Below are 24,761 nucleotides of genomic sequence, written 5' to 3' on the forward strand. Positions count from 1 at the left end.
CCCTCGTGACGATCGGCTGACGCGGGCGGCGGGCGGGAACCGCCCACCCGCGCCCCGCCACCCGCGTCAGCCGATCGTCACGAGGGCGGCGAACAGCTCCGGTGCCCGGCGGTCGACGATCCGACCGCCGACGCGGATGCCGACCAGCGCGAAGACGGTGCCCAGCACGAGGGCGGCCGCCAGTCCGATCAGGCCGAAGGCCGGGTCGCCGCCGATGAGCGAGATCGCGCCGAGGACGATCGACGGGAGCGCCAGCAGACCGGTCGCGGCCATGCTCCCCAGCATCACGACGCTCGAGATCATCCCGGAGCCCGGCGGCGTCTTCAGCGGGCTGTCCCCCGGCCCGGGCACGGGGTAGACGACGAGCGACGAGGCGACGCTCGACACTCCGAACCCGCTGAGCACGAGGGCCAGCGCCATGCCCAGCACGGCCGGGATCGCGTCGGCGCGTCCCGCGTACAGCGCGGTGCCCACCGCCACGACGACGACCGCAGGGATGCCGATGATCGCGGCGGCGATGACGCGACCGGCGCGGTCGGCCGACCCCGTCACTCCGGAGCTGACGTGCGCCGCCCAGGCGGTGCCGTCGTACGACACGTCGGCGCAGAGGGTCACGCCGAAGATCAGGCCGACGAGCACGGCCGAGAGCAGCACGAAGGTGTCGCCGCCGCTGCCGATCGCGGAGTAGAACACCGCGAGGACGACGACGGCGGGGATGACGAGGAGCCCACGGCTGTAGCGCGGGTCGCGCCACCAGTAGCCGAGGGCACGCGCGGCGACGGCGCCGGTCGGGGTGCCGGGGAAGCGCCCGAACAGGCCGAGGCCCGCGGATCCGGAGGCGGAGTGCGCGCCGGACGCGGCGGGCTCCGCGAGCGCGTGCCGCAGCGCCCGGGCCCACGCCCAGACGAGGACGGCCAGCGTCGCGAGCCCGATCAGCAGGCGCGCGATCGCCGCGACCCAGTCGCCCGCGACGACGGATCCGGGGACGGCCCAGATCGCGCCGAGCGGCGACCAGCCGAGGGCGCCCGCGATCACGGGCAGGACGTCCAGGCCGTCGCGGATCACGTTGGTCAGGCCGAAGAAGAGCGGTCCGAGCAGGATGACGACGACGAGCACGACGCCGCCGATCACCTCGCGGTAGCGGCGGCTCGAGCCCAGGCCCGTGGTGAGCGCGCCGATCAGGCGGGACGCGACCACGCAGGTCGCGACGCCGATCACCGCGGCGACGAGGCCGGGCAGGATGCCGATCGGACGGCTCCACCAGGCAGCCGCGGAGGCGAGCGCCCCGAGCGTGGTCACCACGCCGGGGATGCCCGCGAGGCCCGCGGCGGCGAGCCCGAGGAGGAGGGTCCGCAGCGGGATCGGGAACGTCGCGAGGGTGGGCAGGTCGAGGCTCTGGTCGGAGCCGGACAGGAAGATCGGCCCGAGCACCCAGCCGAGGATCAGAGCGGAGCCGCCGAGGACGATCGCGACGTTCGCGAACGCCGGGTCCGTGTCTCCGAGCGCGACCAGGCCGGCCGCGACCAGGCCGAGCACCGCGATCGCGTAGAGACCGCCGAGGATCACGCCGATCAGCTGCCACACGTTCCGCGTCAGCGAGTTGCGGAGCAGGAGCAGCCGCAGCCTCAGGAGATGCGCAACCATGCCGGTCCCTCCTGGTGGGTGCGGCCGCCGACCAGCTCGACGAAGCGCTCCTCGAGGCTGGACCCGGCGCGGACCTCCTCGAGGGTGCCGGAGGCGAGCACGCGGCCGTCGGCGATGACGGCGACGCGGTCGCACATCCGCTCGACGAGGTCCATGGAGTGGGACGAGACGATGACCGTGCCGCCCGACGCGACGAAGCCGGTCAGGATGTCGCGGATGTTCGCCGCCGAGACCGGGTCGACCGACTCGAACGGCTCGTCGAGCACCAGGAGGCGCGGGGCGCGCACGAGCGCGCAGGCGAGCGCGATCTTCTTGGTCATGCCCGCGGAGTAGTCCACAACGAGCGTGCGGTCGGCCGAATCGAGGCCGAGCAGGGCGAGGAGGTCGTCGGTCCGCTCGACGACGACGGAGCGCTCGAGCCCGCAGAGCAGGCCGTAGTAGGTGACGAGCTGGAGACCGGTGAGGCGGTCGAACAGCTTGACGCCGTCGGCGAGGACGCCGATCAGCCGCTTCGCCTCGAGGGTGTCCTTCCAGACGTCGACCTCGTGGATCGTGACGACGCCGCTGTCGGGGCGGAGCAGGGCCGTGGCCATCGAGAGGGTCGTCGTCTTGCCCGCGCCGTTGGGGCCGACGAGCCCGAAGAAGGACCCGGCGGGGACGTCGAGGTCGATGTCCTTCACGGCCTCCTTGTCGCCGAAGCGCTTGCGGAGGCCGCGGATCCGCAGGGCGACCTCGCCGTGGCGGCCGGAGGCCTCGGGGGCGGCCCACGCGGGGGTCGCGGGGTCGGTGAGCGCGGAGTCGGTGTGCTCGGCAGCGGTGCCGTCGGCGGCGGTGCGCGCGGCGGGGCTCTCGGTGTCCGTGCCGTCCTGGGGAATGCCGGGGGGCGTCGTCCCGTCCATGTGTGTCCCTTCCGGGCCGCGGTGGGCGGCCGCTCCTCCACCCTAGGCAGGCGCTGCGGTCGGGGCATCCGTCCCGCGATGGAGTCGCGCTGAACGCGCCGGCGCGGCCCCGGTGGTCCGACGGGGCGGGGCGGGAGCACGGCCGCCTACGCTGGCCCCATGCCCACGCTCCTCCTCGTCCGGCACGGACGCACCACCGCGAACACCGCGGGGATCCTCGCCGGACGCACCGCCGGAGTGCGGCTCGACGACGTCGGACGCACGCAGGCGGCGCGCACCGGGGAGCGGCTGGCGGCGGTCGAGCTCGCGACCGTGGTGTCGAGCCCGCTCGAGCGGTGCCGGCAGACCACGCGCTTCGTCCTCGAGCGGCAGACGGGATCGCCGGCGACGGTGATCGACAAGGGCATCACCGAGTGCGACTACGGCGACTGGTCGGGGCGCTCGCTGCGGGATCTCGCGACGGAGCCGCTCTGGGCGACGGTGCAGAACCAGCCTTCCGCGGTGGTGTTCCCCGGCGGCGAGGGGATGCTCGCGATGCAGGCCCGGGCCGTGTCGGCGATCCGCCGCCACGACGCGGCGGTGGCGGAGGAGCACGGGGCCGGCGCGGTGTGGGCGGCGGTCAGCCACGGAGACACGATCAAGGCGATCCTCGCGGACGCGCTCGGCATGCACCTCGACCTCTTCCAGAGGCTCAGCGTCGGACCGGCGTCGGTGTCGATCATCCGCTACGGCGCGGGGCGGCCCGAGGTCGTCGCGATGAACACGGACGCCGGGGACCTGGGCTGGCTGCGGAAGGCGGCCCCCGTGGCGGACGCCGCTGTGGGGGGCGGGGCGGGGCACGAGTAGGCGCGGTTCGGGAGGGCCGCTTCAGGGCTCGACCGAGCGGCAGGGACGCGGGTGCTCGGCGGCGGTGGATCTCGATGCGCCCGCTCCGCGGGGGGCTCGGTCAGCAGAAGAGACGGCTGCTCGATCAGCAGGCCGCCCGAGCCCGACGCGCGCAGCCACCGCGGAGGCGGGCGCTCGTAGACTGGGGGCATGCCTCCGATCGTGCACGGATTCGACTGGCCCGATCGCGTCGTCGTGGGGACCGTCGGCTCACCCGGCTCGCGCTCCTTCTACCTCCAGGCCAAGACCGGGCCCCGCGTGGTCAGCGTCGGCCTCGAGAAGCAGCAGTCGGCCCTCCTCGCCGAGAAGATCGACGAGATCCTCGACCAGCTGATGACCGCCCAGGGCAACCCGGTCAGCGTCCCCGCCGGCACTCCCCCGGAGCTCGTCGACAACGACCCGCTCGACCAGCCCGTGGAGCCCGAGTTCCGCGTCGGCGGTCTCAGCCTCGGCTGGGACCCGTCCACCGCGCAGATCGTGATCGAGGCCTACCCGCTGACCGAGGCGGAGGACGACTCCGAGGAGGAGCCCGAGCCCACCGAGATGCTGCAGGTGAAGATCCCGGTCGGAACGGCGCGCGCCTTCGCGAAGCGCACCCTCGAGGTCGTCGGCGCCGGACGTCCGCTCTGCCCCCGCTGCGGCGAGCCGATGGATCCCGACGGGCACGACTGCCCGCTCGCATGAGCGACCCGGGCGGGCTCGACGGCGAGCTGGAGCTGGCCGGCCGGATCACGATCGCCTCGAACGCGACGTTCCTCGCGCAGCTCGGCGAGACGTCCGTCGTCTACAAGCCGATCTCGGGCGAGAAGCCGCTGTGGGACTTCCCGGACGGCGTGCTCGCGGGCCGCGAGGTCGCCGCGTACCTCGTCTCGGAGGCGCTCGGCTGGAACGTGGTGCCGCGCACGTGGCTCCGCGACGGTCCGCTCGGGCCGGGCATGGTCCAGCTCTGGCAGGACATCGATCCGGACCAGGACGCGGTCGACCTGGTGCCCGCCGACGCCGTGCCCGACGGATGGCGGCACGTCCTCGACGGCAGCGACGAGGAGGACCGCGACATCTCCCTCGTGCACGAGGACTCGACGGCGCTGCGCCGGATGGCGGTGTTCGACGTGGTCGCCAACAACGCGGACCGGAAGGGCGGGCACGTGCTCGCGCTGCCCGACGGCCACCGCTACGGGGTCGACCACGGCCTCACCTTCCACTCCGAGCACAAGCTGCGCACGGTCCTCTGGGGCTGGATCGGCGAACCGCTGCTCGAGGAGGAGCTGACGGCGCTGGCGCTCCTGCGCGCGCAGATCGACGGACCGCTCGGCGAGGCGCTCTCGGAGCTGCTCACCGAGGACGAGGTCGCCGCGTTCGCGAAGCGCTGCGAGCGGCTCGGCTCCTTCGGCCGCTTCCCGGGCCCGCGGGGCGGGATGCCCGCGGTGCCCTGGCCGCTGTTCTGAGCCGGGCGCGGTCGGAACTCAGGACGAACGCCTCCGGCGCGGCGGAGACGCGCTGATCCTCAGGCGCGGGAGCGGATCCCTCCTGCATCCTGAGCGGCTCAGAAGCTCCAGCCGCGGCCGAACAGCTCCTCGCCCGGCGTCCCGCCGCCTCCCGGACCCGCGCCGCGAGCGCCGAGGTAGGAGGAGACGACGGCCGCTCCCAGGTCCTCCGCCTCCGGGTTCACCACCGAGCCGCCGACCCGGCGGGCGAGCGAGTCGATGAAGCGCGCGAGGCCCGGGTCGTCGCCCAGGCGGAAGAACGTGGTGTGCGCGCCGAGGCGGAGCGACGCGTCGAGCTCACGGACCGAGACGGCGACCGTCAGCGGGTCCGGCGGGTAGTCGAAGAAGACGCCGCCGTCGGGCTCGAGGTGCGCGGTCGGCTCGCCGTCGGTGACGATGAGCAGCACCGGCTGCGCGTTCGGGTGCTTGCGGAAGTGCCGGTTGGCCAGCAGCAGCGCGTGGTGCAGGTTCGTGCCCTTGTCCCACTCCGCGTCCAGGCCCACCAGCTGCTCGACGTCCATCACCTCGGCGCGTCGGCCGAAGGCGACGAGCTGCAGCGCGTCTCCGCGGAACCGGCTGCTGATCAGGGTGTGCAGGGCGAGCGCGGTGCGCTTCATCGGCACCCAGCGGCCGTCCATCGCCATCGAGAACGAGGTGTCGACGAGGAGCGCGACACAGGCCTGCGTGCGCGCCTCCGTCTCCTGCACCTCGACGTCGTCGATCAGGATGCGCACCCCCGAGCCGACCGGTCGGCCCTCGCCGGCGCTGCGGGTGAGGGCGTTGGTCACCGTGCGGGGGATGTCCCAGGCCTCGGTGTCGCCGAACTCCCACGAGCGCGTCGCTCCGGAGCGCTCGCCCGCCGCGCCCGCGCGCCGGACGTCGCGGGCGCCCTGACGGCCGGAGACGGTCTCGGCGATGTCGCGCAGGAGCGCTTTGCCGAGCTGGCGCATGGCCTTCGGGCTGAGGGCGAGGCGGCCGTCGGAGCCGCGGCGCAAAGTCCCGGAGTCGCGCAGGGCCCGCTCCAGGCGCTTCAGCGTCTGCGCGTCGACGGAGGCGTCCTCGCCGAGGCGCTTCGCCAGCAGGTCGAGGTCGAGGTCGTCGAGGGAGGAGCGGTCCGTCTGCGCGAGCTGGTCGGCGAGGGCGTCGAGGTCGGCCAGCTGCTGGAACACGCCCGTCCCGTCGCCGAGGCCGAGCCCCTGCTCGCCGTCCACCCGCTCGGAGCCGCCCCAGTCCTCGCCGGGACGGAGCCCCCGCAGGGTCTCGTCGAGGCGGCCGAGGGACTGCATGAGCTCCGGCGTGCCGAAGGCCTCCTGGGCGAGGGCGTCGAGCTCGGCGCGCTGCTCGGCGGTCATCGAGTTGCGCATCCGCTGAGCCGCGGCCGCGCGGGCGGCGAGCGCGTCGATCAGCTCGTCCACCGACTCCGGGCCCTCGGGGAAGTACTCGCCGTGCTGCTCCATGAAGGCGTCGAACTGCTCGGGGGTGTCCTCCCCGCGCGCGTGCGCCTCGAGCAGCTCGTTCAGGTCGCGGAGCATCGCGTCGATCGCGGCGCGGTCCTCGTCGCTCGCGTTCTCGAGGGCCTGCTTCATCCCCTCGAAGCGCTGATCGAGCATCTCGCGGCCCAGGAGCTCGCGGATCCGCTCGAAGTCGGCGCGCGCCTCGGGGCTCTGCCAGCGGTAGTCGCGGAGCTCCGAGACGGCCGCGGCCGGCGAGGGCGGGAGGCTGTCGAGCTGGATCTCGGCGAGCGCGCGGTCGCCGTCGTCCATCTGCGTGTCGCGGGCGAGCTGCTTGCGCTCGGCGAGGACGGCCCTGTCGAGGAGCTCGCGGATCTCGCGGAGCGTGCCGTCGAGGTTGTTCCTCTGTGTGAGTTCGCGACGCCGCTCGGCGACGCGGGCGGCCAGGTCGTCCAGGCCCTCGCGGTCGCGGGTGCCCCGGCGGAGGAACTCGCGCAGGGCGCGCTCGGGCGAGGTGCCGCCCATCACGTTCTCGCCGATCGCGTCGAGGGCCTCCTTCAGGTCGACCGGAGGAGCGAGCGGATCGGGTCCCCCGTCGTACTTCGCGTAGCGCGCGTCGCGCTTCAGCCGCCGGTTGCCGCGCGGAGCATCAGCCATAGACGGCCTCGCCCCCGCCCGTCTCCTTGCTCAGCTTGCGCGAGAGGTAGAGGCCCTCGAGGGCGAGCTCGACCGCTCCGGCGCGGCGCCCCTCCCCCACGGCGTCGAGGCGCTCGGCGACCTCGTCGTACACGCGGGCCTCGCCCAGCAGCGGCAGGCCGGCCAGGAACTCGCGGGCGGTCACCTGCTCGCCGGTCGTGATCATCGCGCCGTTCTCGACCGCCTCGACGAGCGGCCCGAGGTCGACGCCGCGCAGGTGGGCGCGGACGGTCTCGGCGGTGGCCTGACGGAGCAGGTGGTCGAGGATCTCGTCCTCGCGGCCCTCCTCCCCCGACTCGAACTCGATCTTGCCGCCGAGCACGTCGACGGCGGTCTCGAGGTCGATGGGGCGGGCGACCGCCTCCTCCTCGCCGCGGCGGGTGGCGCGGTGCAGGGCGGCGGCGGCGATCGTCTCGGCGCCGGCGATGGCGAAGCGGGCGCTGACACCGCTGCGCTGGTCGACGGAGCTCGACTCGCGCAGGGCCCGCGTGAAGCGGGCGAGGATCTCGATGAGCGCATCGGGCACGGTCGCGACGAGGTCCGCCTCCTGCCGGATGACGGCGACCTCGTCGACGAGGGCGGTCGGGTAGTGGGTGCGGATCTCGGCGCCGAAGCGGTCCTTCAGCGGCGTGATGATCCGGCCGCGGTTCGTGTAGTCCTCCGGGTTCGCGCTCGCGACGACGAGGACGTCGAGGGGGAGGCGGAGGACGTAGCCGCGGATCTGGATGTCGCGCTCCTCCATCACGTTGAGCATGGCGACCTGGATCCGCTCGGCCAGGTCCGGCAGCTCGTTGATCGCGACGATGCCGCGGTGGCTGCGGGGGATGAGGCCGAAGTGGATGGTCTCCGGGTCGCCCAGGCTGCGGCCCTCGGCCACCTTCATCGGGTCGACGTCGCCGATGAGGTCGGCGACGCTGGTGTCGGGCGTGGCCAGCTTCTCGACGTAGCGCTCCTCGCGGGGCTTCCACGCGACGGGCAGGTCCTCGCCCAGCTCCTCCGCGCGGCGACGGCTCTCCGTGGTGATCGGCTCGTAGGGGTGCTCGCCGAGCTCGGACCCCTCGATGACGGGCGTCCACTCGTCGAGCAGGCCGACGAGGGTGCGCAGGAGGCGGGTCTTGCCCTGGCCGCGCTCGCCCAGCAGGACGATGTCGTGACCGGCGATGACGGCGCGCTCGACCTGCGGGATGACCGTCTCGGCGAAGCCGTGCAGGCCCGGCCAGGGATCGCGGCCCTCGCGCAGGGCGTCGAGCAGGTTGTCGCGGATCTCGGTGCGGAGGGTCTTCTGCACGTGCCCGGAGGCACGGAGCTGGCCGAGGGTCTGGGTCGTCGGGCGCATCACCTCGGCAACGCTACGCCGCAGGTCCGACACGTGGTGGAGGTGCGGCGGATTCGCGGCGCGGGCTTGCGCGGGCGCCGCGCCACGGACGGCTCAGCGCTCGAGGCGAGGGGCGGCGGCGAGCAGGCGGCGCGTGTACTCCTCCTGCGGTGCGGCGAGGAGCGACGCGGCCGGCCCCGCCTCGACGATCCGGCCCTCGCGCATCACCGCGATGCGATCGCTCATGTGCGCGATCACGCCGAGGTCGTGCGAGATGAGGAGGAGGGCGAGGCCGTGACGTCGCTGCAGGTCGTCGAGCAGGTCGAGGATCTGCGCCTGCACCGACACGTCGAGGGCCGAGACGGGCTCGTCGCAGATCAGCACGTCGGGGCGCGTCGCCAGCGCCCGGGCGATCGAGACGCGCTGGCGCTGACCGCCGGAGAGGGTCCGCGGCGAGCGCCGCTCCAGGGCGGGGTCGAGCCCCACGCTCTCGAGCAGCGCGGGCACGGAGGCTGCGCCGGCGTCGCGGAGGAGGCGGCCGACGCTCCAGCGCGGGTCGAACGAGGAGAGGCTGTCCTGGTAGACGGCGCCGATCCGCGGACGGCGGGGACGGCGGGAGCGCTCGGTCGCTGCCGACCACGGCTCGCCGAACAGCTCGACGGCGCCCGCGTCCGGACGCCGCAGCGCCAGCACGAGCCGGGCCACCGTGCTCTTGCCCGACCCGGACTCGCCGACGAGCCCCACGGTCTCGCCGCGCCGCAGCCGGAGGTCGACGTCGTCGACCGCGACCCGCACTCCTCCGCCGGGCAGCGGGAAGCGGGCGGCGAGTCCGCGGGCCGCGACCACGACCTCGCCGGGAGTCTCGGGCGGGGTCGCCGGTGCGGTCGGGTCGGTGAGCCGGGAGCCGCGCGGGCGCCCGGCGGGGACAGCGGCCACGAGCGCGCGGGCCTCGGGGCTGCGGGGCGCGCGCAGCACCTCGGCCGCGGTCCCCTCCTCCACCACGCGGCCGTCGGCCAGCACGAGGATGCGGTCGGCGAGGCCCGCCACCACCGCGAGGTCGTGCGAGACCAGGACGAGCGCCCGGCCGCGCGCCTTCTGCTCGGCGAAGAGCTCGAGCACGCGGGCCTGGACGGTGACGTCGAGCGCGGTGGTCGGCTCGTCGCCGACGAGCAGCGGCGGATCGAGCGCCACGGCCGCCGCGAGGAGGGCGCGCTGGCGGAGCCCGCCGGAGAGGTCGCCGGAGCGCTCCCGCATCCGCTCGGCCGGCTCCGGCATGCCGACGCTCGCCAGGGCCTCGACCGTCCGCTGCGCGCGCTCGGCCGCGGGGAGGCGGCCGTGGAGGCGGAGCACGTCGCCGATCTCGCGGCCGATCGGGCGCAGCGGGTCGAGCGAGAGCAGCGCGTCCTGCGGGACGAAGCCGACGGATCCGCCGCGCAGCCGCCGCAGCTCCCGCTCGCCCGCTCCGACCACCTCGGTCCCGCCGACGCGGACGCTCCCGGTCACGGCGCCTCCGCTCAGCCCCAGCAGCGCTCGCGCGGTGACGCTCTTGCCCGACCCGGACTCGCCGACGATCGCGACGCACTCCCCCGGCTCCACGCGGAACGAGACCCCGTGCACCACCTCGACTCCGTCGAAGGCGACCCGGAGCCCCTCGACGACGACCGCGCTCACCGCAGACGCCCGCCGAGGACCGTCGTCGCGATCGTGGTCAGCACGATCGCCAGTCCCGGGAACACGGTCAGCCACCACGCGCTCGCGAGGTAGGTGCGGCCCGCCGAGAGCATCGCGCCCCACTCCGGCGCGGGCGGCTCGGCGCCCAGGCCCAGGTAGCTGAGGGCCGAGGCCCAGACGATCGCCTGGCCGACGCCGAGGGTCGCCAGCACGGCGAGCGGCCCGAAGGTGTTGGGGAGGACGTGCCGGACGAGGATGCGGACGGGTCCGTGCCCCAGCACGCGCGCCGCCTCGACGTAGCCGGAGTCGCGGATGCCGAGCAGCTGCGTGCGCAGGATGCGGGCGTACCCCGGCGCGGTCGAGAGGCCGACCGCGATGGTGGCGGGGACGACTCCGGGACCCGTGACCACGATCACGAGCAGCGCGAGCAGGAGTGCGGGGAAGGCGAAGAGCACCTCGAGCACGCGGCCGATCACGCCGTCGACGACGCGGCCGCCGAAAGCCGCGACCACCCCGAGCACCGCGCCGAGGACGAGGCCGATCGCGGTGGCGCTGGCGCCGATCAGGAGGGATGCGCCGGCCCCCGCGATGAGGCGGCTGAGGACGTCGCGACCGGACTCGTCGGTGCCGAGCAGGTGCGCGGCACCCGGTGGGGTGAAGGCGTCGCGCGGGGCGACGGCGAGCGGATCGGAGGGGGCGAGCAGCCCGGGCGCGACGGCGGCGAGCAGGAGCAGCACCACGAAGACCGCGGCCAGCACCTCGCCGGCGCGGAAGCGGGAGGGACCCCGGCGGAGCGGGCGGGCGGCGCGCAGCTCGAGCTCGCTCACGCGACCGCCTCCCGCCGCGCCAGCCGCGGGTCGATCACGCGGGTCAGCAGATCGGTGGCGAGCGTCACGACGATGTACGCCAGCGCCGTGACCAGCACGACACCCGTCACCACCGGCACGTCACGGACGGTCACCGCCGCGAGCAGAGTCCGGCCGAGCCCCGGCCTCGCGAAGATCGTCTCGACCACCACGGCCCCGCCGATCAGGTAGCCGAACGCCCAGCCCGAGAGCGAGACCCCTGGCAGCACCGCGTGGCGCAGCGCGTGGCGGGCGCGGACGCCGAGCTCGCCCTCGCCGCGCGCCCGAGCGGCGAGCACGAACGGCGACTCCAGCGCGTCGAGGAGGGAGCGGCGCATCACCTGGCCGAGGAAGCCCGCCAGCGGGATCGCGAGGGTGAGCGTGGGCAGCACCAGCCCGGCGGGCGACCCTGTGCTGACCGGGGGCAGCCAGCGCAGCGCGGTCGCGAAGACGGCGATCAGCACGGTCGCCAGCCAGAAGTGCGGGAGCGCGGCCGCCGTGAGCTCGAGGCCGGACCCGACCGCGGCGGCGAGGCGGCCGCCCCGGGTCGACCAGAGGGCGGTCGCGAGCGCCAGGATCCATGCGGCGGTGAGCGCGAGCACGGCGAGCAGGAGGGTGCCGGGCAGCTGCTCGCCGAGGATCTGCGCGACGGGAGTGCGCAGGGAGTAGGAGGTGCCGAGGTCGCCGCGCGCGAGCCTGCCGAGCTGCACCAGGTACTGCACGAGGAGCGGCTGGTCGAGGCCGTACTGCTCCCGCACCGCGGCGAGCGCCTCGGGCGACGCCTGCGAGCCCGGACCGCCGAGGATCGCCTGCGCCGGATCGCCGGGGACGAGGCGGATGAGGACGAAGACGGCGGTCGCGACGGCCCACAGCACCACGAGGGCGCCGCCGAGGCGGAGGAGCACGCAGCGGATCATGCGGGCGGGCGTCCTCTCTGGTCGGGGCGATGCAGGGGGCGGGGCGTCGTCGAGGCCCGCTCCCTCCGGAGCACGGGGACTCGACGCGCGACAGACGGCGGCTACTCGACCAGCATGGAGGACCGACCCCTGCTGATCGAGCAGCCCGCGGAGCGGGCGTCTCGAGCTCCGCCCATCCCGATCCCGGGGTCTCGATGCGCCGCCGCGGCGACTACTCGACCGGCGTGCGTCCGCTCTTCGATCGGTGCAGGCGGCTCTCCGGGGCCGGGTCAGACCCAGGCGTCGGCGAACCAGGGGGTCGACACGGTGTCGAGGGCGACGAGGCCCTGGACGGCCGACCGGTGCAGGTAGTGGTTCTGCTGGTCGTAGAGCGGCAGGATCCAGTAGCCCTCGAGGACGATCCGCTGCGCCTGCTCGTACAGGTCGGCGCGGGCGTCCTCGTCGGTCGTGGCGCTCGCCTGCTCGAGCAGCGAGTCGAGCGCGGGGTCGGCGATCTGCGCGTGGTTGGCGAAGTAGCCGCTCGGCGCGGGGGTGATGCCCGAGGAGGAGTAGAGGATCCGCAGAACGTCGGGTCCGACCTTCGTGTACGGGGCGCTCACCAGCTCGTACTCGTTCGACGCGAGCGCGGTGTACCAGCTCGACAGGTCGAGCAGGCTGATCCGCACGTCGAAGCCGAGGGTCTTCGCCGAGGCCTGGATCTGCTCGAACAGCGACTGCTCGGCCGGGATCGACTGGTTGGTGCTGACGGGGAAGCGAAGCGTCATCGGCGTGCCGTCCTTCTCGCGGATGCCGTCGCCGTCCGAGTCCACCCAGCCGGCCTTCTCGAGCAGGTCCTCGGCGGCGGCCGTCTCGGAGTCGGACCCGGCGTCCTCGAAGAGCGACGGGTCGGAGTACGCGGTCGCCTCGCGGCTGGACAGCGGGGAGTAGGAGCGCTCGGCGGTGCCGAAGAAGAGGGAGTCGATCGCGTCGTTCACGCCGACGCCGCGGACGAAGGCCTCGCGAACGGACTCGTCGTCGAACGGCGCCTGCCCGGAGTTGAGCTCGAGGCGGTTGACCGAGCCGGGCCGGGGCGCGTCGAGCTCGACGAGGTCGGTGGCTCCGGTCGCGGCCATCAGGGTGTCGGGCTGGGCGTTGTCGAGCACGTCGACCTCGCCCGACTGCAGCGCCGCGTAGCGGGTGGCGGAGTCGGGGATGAAGCGCCAGGTGATGCTCGCCAGGTGCGCGGGGCCCTCGTGGCCGTCCCCGGTCGGGCCGGTCGACGCGTCGTAGGCCTCGTTGCGGGTGAGGGTCACGTGGTCCTGCTTGACCCACTCCGAGACGGTGAAGGGGCCGGTGCCGACGGGCGCCTCGCAGTTCGCCTCCTCGCCGCGGGCGATGCCGGCGGGCGACTCGATCGCGGTCCACGGCTGCGCGAGCGACTCGAGCAGCGCACTGTCCGGCGCGGTCAGGGTGAAGCGGGCGACGGTCGGCGAGACCGCGGTGACGGAGGCGACCTTCGCCACGGCGAGGTAGCCGGTGGAGGACTTGGTCGCCGGGTCCTGCAGGTGCGCGATGTTCGCGGCGACCGCCTCCGCGTCGAGGGCGGTGCCGTCGGTGAAGGTCACACCCTCGCGCAGGGTGAAGTCGTAGCTGAGCGCGTCGTCCGAGACGGTCCACGACTCGGCCAGCCACGGCGTGATGGTGCCGTCGGCGTCGCGCGAGACGAGCGACTCGAGCACCTGTGTCGCGAGGAGCGCCTGCGGGTAGTTGCCGCCGACGTGCGGGTCGAGGCAGGTGGGCTCGGCGTCGCCGGACGCGTAGGTCAGCGTCCCGCCGTCGACGGGGGTGCTGGATGCGTCGGGCGTCTCGGCGGTGCAGCCGCTGAGCAGGAGCGCGGCGGCCGCGACGGCGGCGGGGAGGGCGAGGAGGCGGGAGCGCAGCGGCATGACGTCTTTCGTGGAGGGGTCGGGGGTGCAGGCGTTTCTTGGACGCGACCCAGGAAACGCTAGCAGGGCGTGGAGGCGGCGGGCGGGGATCGCTCGGATCCCTGGAGGAGCGCCCGGATCCCGCGCTGGGGAGGGATGAATCGCGCTGGCGGAGATCCCCGGAGCGCCTGTCGGTGGGGATCGGCCTCCGCTCTCCTACTGTCGACGCATGACCTCCGCCGTGCTCGCCCTCCTGTTCGGCTCCGCCGTCGCCCTCGTGGGCCTCGTGCCCTGGGCCGCCCTGCAGTACCGGCGCCGCGGCGTCCTCGGGATCGGCAACGCGGTGCTGGCCTTCGCCGCCGTGGTCTACGCGCTCGCCCTCGTCACCTACACGCTCCTCCCCCTGCCCGACGAGGCGACGGTCGCCGCCGCCTGCCGCACCGGATCGGGTCCGCAGCTGCGCCTGTTCGCCTTCGTCGGGGACATCGCGAAGGAGGGCGGGATCGACGGGCCCCGCGCGCTGCTGACGAACCCCGCGTCCGCGCAGGTGCTCCTCAACGTGGTCTTCTTCGTCCCCCTCGGGATGCTCGTCCGACACCTCGCTCTGCGCGGGCGCCTCGTCGCCGGGCTGATCGGCGGCACCGTCGCCGGCTTCGCCGTCTCGCTCCTCATCGAGGTCACGCAGCTCACGGGCGACTGGTTCCTCTACCCGTGCGCCTACCGGCTCTTCGACGTCGACGACCTGCTGGCCAACACGGCCGGCGCCCTGCTCGGCACCCTCCTCTCCCCTGTGCTCGTCGTCTTCACCCGCCGGACCGAGGGCGCGGTGCCGGAGCTGGCCCGCCCGGTCACGATCCGCCGCCGCGCCTTCGGCATGTTCTGCGACGTGCTCGCGCTGAGCCTCATCACGGGCGCGCTCGTCTCGATCACCGGGGTCGGCCTCGTGCTCGCGGGGGTGGACACGCGCTCGAGCCCCGGGGACGTGGTTCTCGGAGCCCTGCCGTTCGTCGCTCCGCTGCTCCAGCTGGTGATCGTGCTGCGGTCCGGGCGGACCCTCGGCGAGACGGTGGTGCGCCTGCGTCCCGAGCCGCGACCGCTCCTCTGGCAGCGGCTCGTGCGCTGGGCGGCGGGATCGGGCGGCTGGTCGACCCTGCTCGCCGTCGAGGGCGGGTTCTGGTCGCTGCTCGCCTTCGTCCTCGCGGCGGCCGCGATGATCGGCCTGGTCGCGACACGGGGCCGCCGAGGGACGGCGAACGCGCTGGCTCGCCTCGACGTCGTGGACGAGCGGGCGGCGGCGCCGTCCGCCGTCCGGAAGACGGACTGAGAGGAGCCTGCCGGACGCCCGGGCGAGCCTCCGATCAGACCGCCGCGCGGAGCCCCTCGACCAGGTCGTGCTGCGCCTCGCGGCCGGCCCGCGTGGGCACGAGCGGGTACACGTGGACCTGCCCGACGGCCTCGTGGAGCTCGAACGGGACCCCGGCGGCCGCCGCCCGCTCGGCCAGCACGTGGGCGTCCGGATTGAGGACGTCACGTGTGCCCGTGAAGACGGTGAGGGGGCCGAGGCCCGCCAGGTCGCCGAACAGCGGGCTGACCACGGGATCGAGCAGGTCGAGGGCGCCGCGCCAGCTCTCGGCGAGGACGCGACCGCCCGGGGTGCCGAGCCAGGGATCGGTCGGCTGCACCTCGGGGATCCGCGGGTTGCTCCAGGAGAGGTCGAGCGCGGGCGAGACGAGGGTCGTGCGCGGCAGGACCACCCCCTCATCGCGCAGGGCGAGGGCCGTCGAGAGGGCGATCTGGCCGCCCGCAGAGTCGCCGGCGAGGCAGGTCGCCCCGTGCCGCTCAAGACTCCGCAGCACCAGGGCGCGGACACCGTCGCGCGCCTCGAGCGCCATGCCGAAGGGCACGAGCGGGTAGATCGGGAGGGTCACCGCGACGGAGGCCTCGTCGGCGATGCGGGCGGCGAGCCACCAGTGCTGGGGCGCGATCTCGTTCACCCAGCCGCCGCCGTGGACGTAGACGACGCCGCCGCGGATCACCCGCGGGCGGATCGTGTAGACCGGCCAGGAGCCGACCTGCTCCACGTCGACGCGCACGCCGGGCCGGAGGCGGGGCGGCGGTCCGTAGGAGGCGGGACGGAGCGCGCGCTCCCGGATGCGGCGACGGGCTCCCTCCGCGCTGACGAAGGTGCGGTTCGCGCGGGCGAGCCGGAGCGCGAGCGGGACGAGGGCATCGGGGACGACGAGCGGCATCGCCCGAGCATCGCGCACCCCGGTGCGCAGCGGCTGGGCGGTGACGGACTGCGCGGCTGCGGACTCTGCGGCGACGGACTCGGCGGCGACGGACTCGGCCGCCACCGACGCGGCGTCGACGGACTCGGCCGCCCATCCACGGAGGTCGGAGGACGCGGCGCGGGCTCCGCGGACGGAGCGTCGGAACCCGCGGACGCAGCGTCGGAGACCGCGGTCGACGCCCGGGCACCCCGCGGACAGCACGACGGCCCGGCCCGTGGAGGGAGCCGGGCCGGGGCCGCCGGTCAGCGTGGTGCCTGCACGCCCGCGGAGGGCGGGTCGGCAGCGACCTCGCTGTCGCCGTGCGCTGCGGGTCAGCGTCGCGCGGCGGAGCGGCCGGCGAAGCGGGTGTAGACGAGCAGGACGATGATCGCTCCGATGATCGAGCCGATGATGCCGGCGGGCTGGAAGAAGCCGTCCATCGGGTCGTGCTGGAAGATCAGGAAGCCGAGGAAGCCGCCGACGAACGAGCCGACGATGCCGAGCACGATGGTCATGCCGATGCTGATGCTCTGCTTCCCGGGGACGATGAGCCGGGCCAGCGCTCCTGCGATGAGTCCGACGACGATGAGGCTGATGATGAGACCGAGCATGGCGGTCGTCCTTCCGTTGTGCGGGCGGGGGCCCGCTGATCGGTTCCGCGGTTGCGGGACCGGTGGCTACGCAACCACCCCGGAGGAGGCGGCGGTACACCCCTGGGGGTGTGCTCGCCCCGACGAGCCGTGCGGTAGCGTCCGACCATGACCCGCCGTGCGCCCCTCACCGTCGCGCTCGTCGACGACTACGACGTCGTCCTCACGGGCCTCGCGCACATGTTCGACCACTACCGCGATCGGGTGGTCGTCGCCGAGATCGACGCGAACGCCTCCCTCTCCGACCGGATCGACGTCGTCCTCTACGACTCGTTCGCCCAGCCGGAGTCGGACCACCACGAGATCGCGGAGCTGGTGCGCAACGAGCGGGCCGAGCACGTGGTCGTCTACACCTGGAACTTCGCGCCGACGCTCATCGCGGACGCCCTCGAGCAGGGCGTCCACGGCTACCTCTCCAAGACCCTGCCGGCGCGGGAGCTGGTGGCCGCGCTCGAGCGGGTGGCGGCGGGCGAGGTCGTCGTCAGCGATCCTCCGCGGCGGGCGGGCAGCGCACCGGGCCTCGACTGGCCGGGCCGCCACGAGGGCATCACCGACCGGGAGTCGGAGATCCTCGCGCTCATCACGCAGGGCAAGAGCAACGCCGACGTCGCCGCGCTCACCTACCTCAGCCCCAACACGGTGAAGTCCTACATCCGCAGCGTCTACGGCAAGATCGGCGCGACCAGCCGCACGCAGGCCGTCCTCTGGGGCGTCGACCACGGCTTCACCCCCGACCACCACCGCATCGACCACTGGCTCGGCGGCCCCTGACCCGCGCCCGGACACCCTCCGCGGGACGCCGCTCCGGTACGCGACCCGCCGACGAACGCGCACCCGGGAGGCATCTCGCGGGAGGGGACGGGGGCGCACGCACCGCTACGGTGTGGCCATGCCCCTCGACCGCGCGCCGACCATCCGCGACGTCGCGGTGCGGGCCGGAGTGTCGTACCAGACGGTCTCGCGGGTGCTCAACGACAGCCCTCAGCTGCGGCCGCGCACCCGGGAGCGCGTGCTCGCCGCGATCGAGGACCTCGGCTTCCGCCCCAGCGCCGCCGCCCGCGCCCTGGCGACGAGCCGCTCCGGCCTGATCGGGATCCTCGCCGCCGAGAGCCACAGCTTCTACGGCACCGCCACCGCGATGGCCGCGATCGAGCAGGCGGCGCGCGACGCGGGCTACCGGGTCCCGGTCGTGAACGCGGCGCCGGACGCGGAGTCGCTGGCCGACGGTCTCGCCCACCTGCAGCGGGAGTCGGTGGAGGCGATCGTGGTCCTCGCCCCGCAGGAGCGCGCGCTGGAGGCGATCGAGAGCCTCGCGATCGGCGTCCCGTCGGTGACGCTCGGCGCGACGGACCGCGGCGCCGACTCCCTGCTCCTCGTCGACCAGGCGGCCGGAGCGCGACTGGCGACCGAGCACCTCGTCGGCCTCGGCCACACCCGCATCGCGCACCTCGCCGGTCCGCAGCACTGGGTGGAGGCGCAGGCGCGGCTCGAGGGCTTCGGCGCCGGGATGAGCGCGGCCGGCCTCGACCCCGTCGCCGTCGTGGAGGGCGACTGGAGCGCCGAGTCCGGCTACCGCGCCGGCCTCCGCCTCCTCGACTCCTCGCCCCGGCCGACCGCGGTGTTCGCCGGCAACGACCAGATGGCCCTCGGACTCCTGCACGCCTGCACCGAGCGGGGACTGCGCGTGCCCGAGGACCTCAGCGTCGTCGGCTTCGACGACGTCCCCGAGGCGGCGCACTACCAGCCGCCGCTGACCACCATCCGCCAGGACTTCGCGGAGGTCGGCCGCCGCACGATCGGCGTCGTGCTCGCGGAGCTGCGCGGCGAGGAGCCCGCCGTCGACCGCCCGGTGCCGCCGGTGCTGGTCGAGCGGGCGTCGACGGCTCAGGCCTGAGCAGCACCGGCCCCCGCCTCACCCCGCGTGCGGCAGCAGCACCTCCACGCGCCCCTCGCGCACCCGCGTCTGGAACCGCGGCTGCGGCGAGGTGGCCGGCCCCCGCAGCACCTCGCCGGTCTCGAGCGAGAAGGCGCTGCCGTGCCACGGGCAGGCGACGCACGCCTCCCCCGAGCCGTCCGCCGAGACCTCGCCCTCGTCGAGCGGGCCGGAGAGGTGACTGCAGACGTTCGAGAGCACGTCGATCCGCTCGCCCCGCCGGAAGGCGAGCAGGGGGAGGCCCGCGATCTCCCTCCTCACCGGCGTGCGCTCCGGCAGGTCCGCCAGGGCGCCGAGCTCCTGCCAGCCCGAGGGGAAACGGTGCGGCACGTCCTCCGCGTGGTTCGCCCCCGCCGCCTGCCGGTAGCTGAGGTGGCCGCCCAGGTAGCCGCCTCCCGAGACGACGGCGAGCCCGAGCATCCCGAGCACCTTCCCGCTCGTGGTGCGCCCGCGGCGGCGCTGCACCCACGACGCGGCGTAGAGGCCCGTCGCGACCACGTTGGCCGCCGAGTGCACCAGCCCGACGCGGGTCTGCTGCTCGTGCAGCTCCGACCAGTCGGTGAAGCCGGAGGCGGCGGTCGGCAGGACGCTGATCACGCCGACGCCGACGAGGGTCCTCGCCGCGCGCTGGTTCCCCGGCAGCAGGTCGAGCACCGCCGCCGACACCCAGGCGCCGGTGGGCACGAGGACGAGCAGCGGATGGACGGGGTGGCCGACCGGGACGCCGTGCAGCACGTCCCGCACCGGCTGCGGCCGGACCACCGCGTTCACGGCCCGCTTCACCCGGCCGACGAGCGGATCGAGGGCGGCGGCGTTCTCGAGGCGGGTGACGAGTCTGACGAGTCTGATCTCACGCATGCCTCATGCGACCAAGCGGGCGGCCCCGGCGGAAGGGGCTTGCGGCGGAGGAGGAGCAGTCGGACCCCGTCGGGCGGCCCCTCGCTTGCCGACCCCGAGCCGTTTCGCCTACGCTGACCCGGGGCTTTGTGAACGGTCACATCGCCCGAGCGAGGAGCATGATGGACCAGCGCAGGCCCACCCCCGCCGACGTGATCACGAGCGGCGCCACCGCCCTCGGCATCGAGCTCGGCTCCACCCGGATCAAGGCGTGCCTGGTCGACGCGGCCGACCCGTCCGTGGTCCTGGCCGTCGGCAGCCACGAGTGGGAGAACCAGTTCGTCGACCGCCGCTGGACCTACTCCCTCGACGCCGTCCACGCGGGCCTCCAGGCCGCCTACGCGGACCTCGTCGCCGACGCCTCGTCGCGCCACGGCGTGCAGCTCTCCTCCGTCGGGGCGCTCGGCGTCTCGGCGATGATGCACGGCTACCTCCCCTTCGATGCGGCCGGCGGGCTGCTCGTCCCCTTCCGCACCTGGCGCAACACCAGCACCGGGCCCGCGTCGGCCGAGCTCACCGAGCTGTTCGGCGCGAACATCCCGCTGCGCTGGTCGCTCGCGCATCTGCACCAGGCGGTCCTCGACTCCGAGCCGCACGTCGAGCGGATCGATTTCCTCACCACCCTCGCCGGCTACGTGCACTGGCGCCTCACCGGCGAGAAGGTTCTCGGAGTCGGCGACGCCTCCGGCATGGTCCCGACCGACCCGGCGACCCGCGACTACGACCAGCGCGTCGTCGACCTCTACGACGAGCGCGCGGCCGGCGCCGTGAAGCCCCTGCGCGAGCTGCTGCCCGCCGTGCTCCCCGCGGGCGCCGACGCCGGCTCGCTCACCGCCGAGGGCGCGCTCCTGCTCGACCCCACCGGCGCCCTCCGGCCCGGCGCCCCCGCCTGCCCGCCCGAGGGCGACGCCGGCACCGGCATGGTGGCGACCAACTCCGTCGCCCCGCGCACCGGCAACGTCAGCGCCGGCACCAGCATCTTCGCCATGGTCGTCCTCGAGGGCCCGCTGGAGAGCGTGCACCACGAGCTCGACCTCGTCGCGACCCCCGCCGGCGACCTCGTCGCGATGGTCCACTGCAACAACGGAGCCAGCGAGCTCGCCGGCTGGGTCGGCCTGTTCTCGCGGTTCGCCGCCGCGTCCGGCGGACCCTCCGACAGCGACGCCGTCTACGGCACCCTCTTCGCCGAGGCGCTCGAGGGCGAGGCGGACGCGGGCGGACTGCTCGCCTACAACCACCTCGCGGGCGAGCCGATCGCCGGGCTCGTCGAGGGCCGCCCGCTCGTCGTGCGCACCCCCGACTCGCGCCTCACGCTCGCCAACTTCATGCGCGCGCAGCTCTACGGCGTGTTCGGCACGCTGGCTCTGGGCATGCGCGTCCTCGCAGGCGAGGGCGTCCGGATCGACGAGATGTTCGCGCACGGAGGCATGTTCCGCACCGCAGGGGTCGCCCAGCGCTTCCTCGCCGGCGCGCTCGACGCCCCCGTCTCGGTCGCCGCGACCGCCTCCGAGGGCGGCCCGTGGGGCATGGCGGTGCTCGCCGCCTACCGCCTGCAGAGCGGAGTCGCGCTCGACGCGTACCTCACCGATCAGGTCTTCGGCGACTCCGGCTTCGAGACCGTCGCCCCCGACGCGGACGACGTCGCCGGCTTCTCCGCCTACCTCGAGCGCTACCGCGCCGGCCTCGCCGTCGAGCAGACCGCCGTCGAGACCCTCACCGACCCGCAGAACCAGGGAGCCACCGCATGACCACCCAGACCCCCGCCGTCGAGGAGGCGATCGCCCGCGTCCGCGAGGACGTCGCGCGGCTGCACTCCGAGCTCGTCCGCTACGGCCTCGTCATCTGGACCGGCGGCAACATCTCGGGCCGCGTGCCCGGCGCCGACCTCTTCGTGATCAAGCCCAGCGGCGTCTCCTACGACGACCTCGCGCCCGAGAACATGATCCTCTGCGACCTCGACGGGAACGTCGTCCCCGGCACCCCCGGCAGCGACCGCAGCCCCTCCAGCGACACCGCGGCCCACGCCTACGTGTACCGCGAGATGCCCGAGGTCGGCGGAGTCGTGCACACGCACTCCACCTACGCGACCGCGTGGGCGGCCCGCGCCGAGTCGATCCCCTGCGTCATCACCGCGATGGCCGACGAGTTCGGCGGGGAGATCCCCATCGGCCCGTTCGCGATCATCGGCGACGACTCCATCGGCCGCGGCATCGTCGCGACCCTCAGCGGCCACCGCTCGCGCGCGGTCCTGATGCAGAACCACGGCGTCTTCACCATCGGCAAGGACGCGAAGGACGCCGTCAAGGCGGCCGTCATGGCCGAGGACGTCGCCCGCACCGTGCACCTCGCGCGCCAGGGCGGCGAGCTCGTCCCCATCCCGCAGGAGTCGATCGACGCCCTGTTCGACCGCTACCAGAACGTCTACGGACAGAACCCCACCGGAGCCATCGCATGAGCGTGTACCAGAGCATCATCCCCGACCTCGCCACCCGCACCGTCTGGTTCCTGACCGGCAGCCAGGACCTCTACGGCGAGGACACCCTCCGCCAGGTCGCCGAGCAGTCGCAGGCCGTCGTCGCGCAGCTGAACGAGGCGGGCGCGATCCCCGTGACCGTCGAGTGGAAGCCGGTGCTGAAGAGCTCCGACGCCATCCGCCGCACCATGATCGAGGCGAACTCCGACGACTCCGTCGTGGGCGTCATCACCTGGATGCACACCTTCAGCCCCTCGAAGATGTGGATCCACGGCTTCGACGCGCTCGCCAAGCCGCTGCTGCACTTCCACACCCAGGCGAACGTCGCCCTGCCGTGGCAGGACATCGACTTCGACTTCATGAACCTCAACCAGGCCGCGCACGGCGACCGCGAGCACGGCTACATCCTCAGCCGGATGAGCGTGCCCCGGAAGACCGTCGTCGGCCACGCGAGCGACGCCCGCGTCACCGAGGCCATCGGCACCTGGTCGCGCGCGGCCGCCGGCTGGTCCGCCTCGCAGAGCATGAAGGTCGCCCGCTTCGGCGACAACATGCGCAACGTCGCCGTCACCGAGGGCGACAAGACCGAGGCCGAGATCCGCCTCGGCGTCAGCGTCAACACCTGGGGAGTGAACGAGCTCGTCGAGCGCGTCGACGCCGCCACCTCCGAGCAGATCGACACCCTCGTCGCGGAGTACGTCGAGAGCTACGACGTGGTCCCCGAGCTGCTCCCCGGCGGCGAGCGCCACGAGTCGCTCCGCTACGGCGCCGCGGTCGAGATCGGCCTGCGCTCGTTCCTGGAGGAGGGCGGCTTCGAGGCGTTCACCGACAGCTTCGAGGACCTCGGCGGGCTCCGCCAGCTCCCCGGACTCGCCGTGCAGCGCCTCATGGCCGACGGCTACGGCTTCGGCGGAGAGGGAGACTGGAAGACCGCCGTCCTCATCCGCATCGCCGCCGTCATGGGCGCCGGCCTCCCCGGCGGCACCAGCCTGATGGAGGACTACACCTACGACATGACGCCCGGCGAGGAGCTCATCCTCGGCGCGCACATGCTCGAGGTGTCGCCGTCCCTGTCGTCGAAGCGCGCCTCGCTCGAGATCCACCCGCTGGGCATCGGCGGCCGCGAGGACCCGGTGCGCCTGGTCTTCACCGCCGACGCCGGCGACGCGGTCGTGGTCGCGCTGAGCGACGTCCGCGAGCGCTTCCGCCTGGTCGCGAACAAGGTCCAGAACGTCGAGCCGCCCCAGACGCTCCCGCACCTGCCCGTCGGCCGCGCCGTCTGGCAGCCCGCCCCGGACTTCGGCACCAGCGCCGCCGCCTGGATCACCGCCGGTGCCGCGCACCACACGGTCATGACGACGCAGATCGGCCTGGAGGCGTGGGAGGACTTCGCCCGCATCGCCGGCGTCGAGCTCCTGGTGATCGACGAGTCGACCACCCTCCGCGGCTTCGAGTCCGACATCCGCTCGAACGCGGCGTACTACCGCCTCTCCCAGGGCCTGTAGATCCTGCGAGGCCGGACGGCCGGCTCCCTGCGGGGGGTCGGCCGTCCGTCGTTCCCGGCACGCCGCCGGGTCGGGGCGGGGGCCCGCCGCCGAGACCGACCTGGATCGCGTCCGCGATCGAGGGCGGATCGCCCTCTCCGGCCCGTTCGGCGCCCGCTGCAGCGTCCCGGCCCCGGTTGCGGACGCGCTCGCAGCACGACGGAGGCCGGGAGGCCCGGACGGCCCTCGCGGGCAGTCGGTCCTTCCGGCCTCCGGGATGCAGGCGTGCGGCGGGCGGTCAGTCGCGCGAGGTCGAGAACGCCGCGTCGAAGGCGTCGGCCGGCGGCGTGATCGCGTTGAGCTTCCGCACGAAGGCCAGGGCCTCGGGGGCGCCGTCGAGGCGGTCCATGCCGGCGTCCTCCCACTCGACGCTGGTCGGGCCGGTGTAGCCGATCGCGTTGAGCGCGCGGAACACCGGCTCCCACGGGACGGCGCCGTGCCCGGTCGAGACGAAGGTCCACCCGCGGCGCGGGTTCGCCCACGGCAGGTGCGAGCCGAGGACGCCGTTGCGGCCGTCGAGGTTGGTGACCGACTCCTTCACGTGAACGTGGAAGATGTGGTCGGCGAAGTCGAGCACGAACGCGACGCTGTCGAGCTGCTGCCAGACGAAGTGCGACGGGTCGAAGTTGAAGCCGAACGAGGCGCGGTGGCCGATCGCCTCGAGGGTGCGCTTGGCGGTCCAGTAGTCGTAGGCGATCTCGCTCGGGTGCACCTCGAGCGCGTAGCGGACGCCGACCTCCTCGAAGACGTCGAGGATCGGGTTCCAGCGGTCGGCGAAGTCCTGGTAGCCGGCGGCGATCCACTCGTCGGAGGCGGGCGGGAACATGGCCACGCCCTTCCAGATCGACGAGCCGGAGAAGCCGTTGACCTGCGTCACGCCGAGCGCGGCGGCGAAGCGGGCGGTGTCCTTGAGGTCCTGGGCGGCGCGCTGCCGGACGCCCTCGGGGTCGCCGTCGCCCCAGACGCGGTCGCTGAGGATGTCGCGGTGGCGCTCGTCGATCGGGTCGTCGCAGACCGCCTGGCCGGTGAGGTGGTTCGAGATCGCGAAGACCTGGAGGCCGTTGCGCTCGAGGATGTCCTTCCGGCTCTGCACGTACTCCGCGTCGTCCCAGCGCGCCACGTCGATGTGGTCGCCCCAGCAGGCGATCTCGAGGCCGTCGTAGCCCCACTCCCCCGCGAGGCGCGCCACCTCCTCGAAGGGGAGGTCCGCCCACTGGCCGGTGAAGAGGGTGATCGGTCGCGTCATCGCGGATTCCTAACTCTCGACTCCCGCGCGCCGTCGC

General features: G+C 74.1%; 21 protein-coding genes. 9 read left to right on the forward strand and 12 right to left on the reverse strand.

The window, feature by feature from the left end:
* Positions 1-66: 66 nt before the first annotated feature.
* Positions 67-1,644 (reverse strand): transporter, encoded by a 1,578-nt coding sequence (locus tag C5C33_RS13805; RefSeq protein WP_104261392.1) that lies wholly within the window; start codon positions 1,642-1,644, stop codon positions 67-69.
* The gene (locus C5C33_RS13810; RefSeq protein WP_104261393.1) at positions 1,626-2,543 is read right to left on the reverse strand and encodes an ABC transporter ATP-binding protein; all 918 of its coding nucleotides are present in this window, start codon (positions 2,541-2,543) and stop codon (positions 1,626-1,628) included. The genes C5C33_RS13805 and C5C33_RS13810 overlap by 19 nt, the downstream gene beginning before the upstream one ends.
* A gap of 159 nt (positions 2,544-2,702) precedes the next feature.
* Here C5C33_RS13810 and C5C33_RS13815 point away from each other — a divergent pair, with 159 nt between their 5' ends.
* From C5C33_RS13815 to C5C33_RS13825, 3 genes are all read left to right on the forward strand, one after another.
* Entirely contained in the window at positions 2,703-3,389 is a 687-nt protein-coding gene (locus C5C33_RS13815) for a histidine phosphatase family protein (protein WP_104226042.1), read from the forward strand.
* 189 nt (positions 3,390-3,578) lie between these two features.
* Complete coding sequence (locus tag C5C33_RS13820; protein WP_104225051.1) at positions 3,579-4,112, forward strand: DUF3090 domain-containing protein; 534 nt, start codon at positions 3,579-3,581, stop codon at positions 4,110-4,112.
* Complete coding sequence (locus C5C33_RS13825; protein WP_104226043.1) at positions 4,109-4,873, forward strand: SCO1664 family protein; 765 nt, start codon at positions 4,109-4,111, stop codon at positions 4,871-4,873. The genes C5C33_RS13820 and C5C33_RS13825 overlap by 4 nt, the downstream gene beginning before the upstream one ends.
* A 98-nt stretch (positions 4,874-4,971) precedes the next feature.
* Here C5C33_RS13825 and C5C33_RS13830 read toward each other — a convergent pair whose 3' ends face one another.
* From C5C33_RS13830 to C5C33_RS13855, 6 genes are all read right to left on the reverse strand, one after another.
* A complete protein-coding gene (locus C5C33_RS13830; RefSeq protein ID WP_104261394.1) occupies positions 4,972-7,020 on the reverse strand; it encodes a VWA domain-containing protein in 2,049 nt (682 codons plus the stop codon).
* Positions 7,013-8,395, reverse strand: a complete 1,383-nt coding sequence (locus C5C33_RS13835) for a magnesium chelatase (protein ID WP_104261395.1) — start codon at positions 8,393-8,395, stop codon at positions 7,013-7,015. The genes C5C33_RS13830 and C5C33_RS13835 overlap by 8 nt, the downstream gene beginning before the upstream one ends.
* 93 nt (positions 8,396-8,488) lie before the next feature.
* Positions 8,489-10,045 carry an ABC transporter ATP-binding protein gene (locus C5C33_RS13840; RefSeq protein WP_104261396.1) on the reverse strand — a complete coding sequence of 519 codons (1,557 nt, stop codon included), beginning with the start codon at positions 10,043-10,045 and terminating at the stop codon, positions 8,489-8,491.
* Positions 10,042-10,872, reverse strand: coding sequence for an ABC transporter permease (locus tag C5C33_RS13845; RefSeq protein ID WP_104261397.1), 831 nt, complete (start codon positions 10,870-10,872; stop codon positions 10,042-10,044). The genes C5C33_RS13840 and C5C33_RS13845 overlap by 4 nt, the downstream gene beginning before the upstream one ends.
* The gene (locus C5C33_RS13850) at positions 10,869-11,807 is read right to left on the reverse strand and encodes an ABC transporter permease (protein WP_104261398.1); all 939 of its coding nucleotides are present in this window, start codon (positions 11,805-11,807) and stop codon (positions 10,869-10,871) included. The genes C5C33_RS13845 and C5C33_RS13850 overlap by 4 nt, the downstream gene beginning before the upstream one ends.
* Before the next feature lie 269 nt (positions 11,808-12,076).
* Entirely contained in the window at positions 12,077-13,732 is a 1,656-nt protein-coding gene (locus tag C5C33_RS13855; protein ID WP_104261399.1) for an ABC transporter substrate-binding protein, read from the reverse strand.
* A gap of 208 nt (positions 13,733-13,940) precedes the next feature.
* On the opposite strand from C5C33_RS13855, the gene C5C33_RS13860 reads away from it, so the two are divergent.
* Positions 13,941-15,035 carry a VanZ family protein gene (locus C5C33_RS13860; protein ID WP_104261400.1) on the forward strand — a complete coding sequence of 365 codons (1,095 nt, stop codon included), beginning with the start codon at positions 13,941-13,943 and terminating at the stop codon, positions 15,033-15,035.
* Between the two features lie 34 nt (positions 15,036-15,069).
* Here the strand turns inward: C5C33_RS13860 and C5C33_RS13865 are convergent, their stop codons facing one another.
* A complete protein-coding gene (locus C5C33_RS13865; protein ID WP_258069249.1) occupies positions 15,070-16,065 on the reverse strand; it encodes an alpha/beta hydrolase in 996 nt (331 codons plus the stop codon).
* Positions 16,066-16,313: 248 nt separating this feature from the next.
* Complete coding sequence (locus C5C33_RS13875; RefSeq protein ID WP_104225042.1) at positions 16,314-16,592, reverse strand: GlsB/YeaQ/YmgE family stress response membrane protein; 279 nt, start codon at positions 16,590-16,592, stop codon at positions 16,314-16,316.
* Positions 16,593-16,739: 147 nt separating this feature from the next.
* On the opposite strand from C5C33_RS13875, the gene C5C33_RS13880 reads away from it, so the two are divergent.
* Together C5C33_RS13880 and C5C33_RS13885 are read left to right on the forward strand one after the other, a co-directional pair.
* Positions 16,740-17,402, forward strand: a complete 663-nt coding sequence (locus C5C33_RS13880) for a response regulator transcription factor (RefSeq protein WP_104225041.1) — start codon at positions 16,740-16,742, stop codon at positions 17,400-17,402.
* Positions 17,403-17,520: 118 nt separating this feature from the next.
* Positions 17,521-18,525, forward strand: a complete 1,005-nt coding sequence (locus tag C5C33_RS13885; RefSeq protein WP_104225040.1) for a LacI family DNA-binding transcriptional regulator — start codon at positions 17,521-17,523, stop codon at positions 18,523-18,525.
* A gap of 18 nt (positions 18,526-18,543) precedes the next feature.
* On the opposite strand, the gene C5C33_RS13890 is transcribed toward C5C33_RS13885, so the two are convergent.
* Positions 18,544-19,422 carry a Rieske 2Fe-2S domain-containing protein gene (locus C5C33_RS13890; RefSeq protein WP_104261403.1) on the reverse strand — a complete coding sequence of 293 codons (879 nt, stop codon included), beginning with the start codon at positions 19,420-19,422 and terminating at the stop codon, positions 18,544-18,546.
* A 161-nt stretch (positions 19,423-19,583) separates the two neighbouring features.
* Between C5C33_RS13890 and C5C33_RS13895 the strand changes: the two genes are divergently transcribed.
* Genes C5C33_RS13895 through araA form a run of 3 tightly spaced genes read left to right on the forward strand, consistent with a single transcriptional unit; the run spans position 19,584 to position 23,439 of the window.
* Positions 19,584-21,209 (forward strand): xylulokinase, encoded by a 1,626-nt coding sequence (locus C5C33_RS13895; RefSeq protein ID WP_104261404.1) that lies wholly within the window; start codon positions 19,584-19,586, stop codon positions 21,207-21,209.
* Positions 21,206-21,916: an L-ribulose-5-phosphate 4-epimerase gene (locus C5C33_RS13900; RefSeq protein ID WP_104224687.1), complete on the forward strand. Its 711-nt coding sequence runs from the start codon at positions 21,206-21,208 to the stop codon at positions 21,914-21,916. The genes C5C33_RS13895 and C5C33_RS13900 overlap by 4 nt, the downstream gene beginning before the upstream one ends.
* On the forward strand, positions 21,913-23,439 hold the full coding sequence (gene araA, locus C5C33_RS13905) for an L-arabinose isomerase (protein ID WP_104261405.1): 1,527 nt from the start codon (positions 21,913-21,915) through the stop codon (positions 23,437-23,439). Before C5C33_RS13900 ends, araA begins: the two co-directional genes overlap by 4 nt.
* A 277-nt stretch (positions 23,440-23,716) precedes the next feature.
* Here the strand turns inward: araA and C5C33_RS13910 are convergent, their stop codons facing one another.
* Positions 23,717-24,724 (reverse strand): sugar phosphate isomerase/epimerase, encoded by a 1,008-nt coding sequence (locus C5C33_RS13910; protein WP_104226056.1) that lies wholly within the window; start codon positions 24,722-24,724, stop codon positions 23,717-23,719.
* Positions 24,725-24,761 lie beyond the last annotated feature (37 nt).

This window comes from Rathayibacter sp. AY1H3 (assembly GCF_002932015.1).

Excerpts from the sequence above, each read along its gene's own strand:
- C5C33_RS13805 (WP_104261392.1), bottom strand. The coding sequence starts at position 1,644 with ATGGTTGCGCATCTCCTGAGGCTGCGGCTGCTCCTGCTCCGCAACTCG.
- C5C33_RS13810 (WP_104261393.1), bottom strand. The coding sequence starts at position 2,543 with ATGGACGGGACGACGCCCCCCGGCATTCCCCAGGACGGCACGGACACC.
- C5C33_RS13815 (WP_104226042.1), top strand. The coding sequence starts at position 2,703 with ATGCCCACGCTCCTCCTCGTCCGGCACGGACGCACCACCGCGAACACC.
- C5C33_RS13820 (WP_104225051.1), top strand. The coding sequence starts at position 3,579 with ATGCCTCCGATCGTGCACGGATTCGACTGGCCCGATCGCGTCGTCGTG.
- C5C33_RS13825 (WP_104226043.1), top strand. The coding sequence starts at position 4,109 with ATGAGCGACCCGGGCGGGCTCGACGGCGAGCTGGAGCTGGCCGGCCGG.
- C5C33_RS13830 (WP_104261394.1), bottom strand. The coding sequence starts at position 7,020 with ATGGCTGATGCTCCGCGCGGCAACCGGCGGCTGAAGCGCGACGCGCGC.
- C5C33_RS13835 (WP_104261395.1), bottom strand. The coding sequence starts at position 8,395 with ATGCGCCCGACGACCCAGACCCTCGGCCAGCTCCGTGCCTCCGGGCAC.
- C5C33_RS13850 (WP_104261398.1), bottom strand. The coding sequence starts at position 11,807 with ATGATCCGCTGCGTGCTCCTCCGCCTCGGCGGCGCCCTCGTGGTGCTG.
- C5C33_RS13855 (WP_104261399.1), bottom strand. The coding sequence starts at position 13,732 with ATGCCGCTGCGCTCCCGCCTCCTCGCCCTCCCCGCCGCCGTCGCGGCC.
- C5C33_RS13860 (WP_104261400.1), top strand. The coding sequence starts at position 13,941 with ATGACCTCCGCCGTGCTCGCCCTCCTGTTCGGCTCCGCCGTCGCCCTC.
- C5C33_RS13875 (WP_104225042.1), bottom strand. The coding sequence starts at position 16,592 with ATGCTCGGTCTCATCATCAGCCTCATCGTCGTCGGACTCATCGCAGGA.
- C5C33_RS13880 (WP_104225041.1), top strand. The coding sequence starts at position 16,740 with ATGACCCGCCGTGCGCCCCTCACCGTCGCGCTCGTCGACGACTACGAC.
- C5C33_RS13885 (WP_104225040.1), top strand. The coding sequence starts at position 17,521 with ATGCCCCTCGACCGCGCGCCGACCATCCGCGACGTCGCGGTGCGGGCC.
- C5C33_RS13890 (WP_104261403.1), bottom strand. The coding sequence starts at position 19,422 with ATGCGTGAGATCAGACTCGTCAGACTCGTCACCCGCCTCGAGAACGCC.
- C5C33_RS13895 (WP_104261404.1), top strand. The coding sequence starts at position 19,584 with ATGGACCAGCGCAGGCCCACCCCCGCCGACGTGATCACGAGCGGCGCC.
- C5C33_RS13900 (WP_104224687.1), top strand. The coding sequence starts at position 21,206 with ATGACCACCCAGACCCCCGCCGTCGAGGAGGCGATCGCCCGCGTCCGC.
- araA (WP_104261405.1), top strand. The coding sequence starts at position 21,913 with ATGAGCGTGTACCAGAGCATCATCCCCGACCTCGCCACCCGCACCGTC.
- C5C33_RS13910 (WP_104226056.1), bottom strand. The coding sequence starts at position 24,724 with ATGACGCGACCGATCACCCTCTTCACCGGCCAGTGGGCGGACCTCCCC.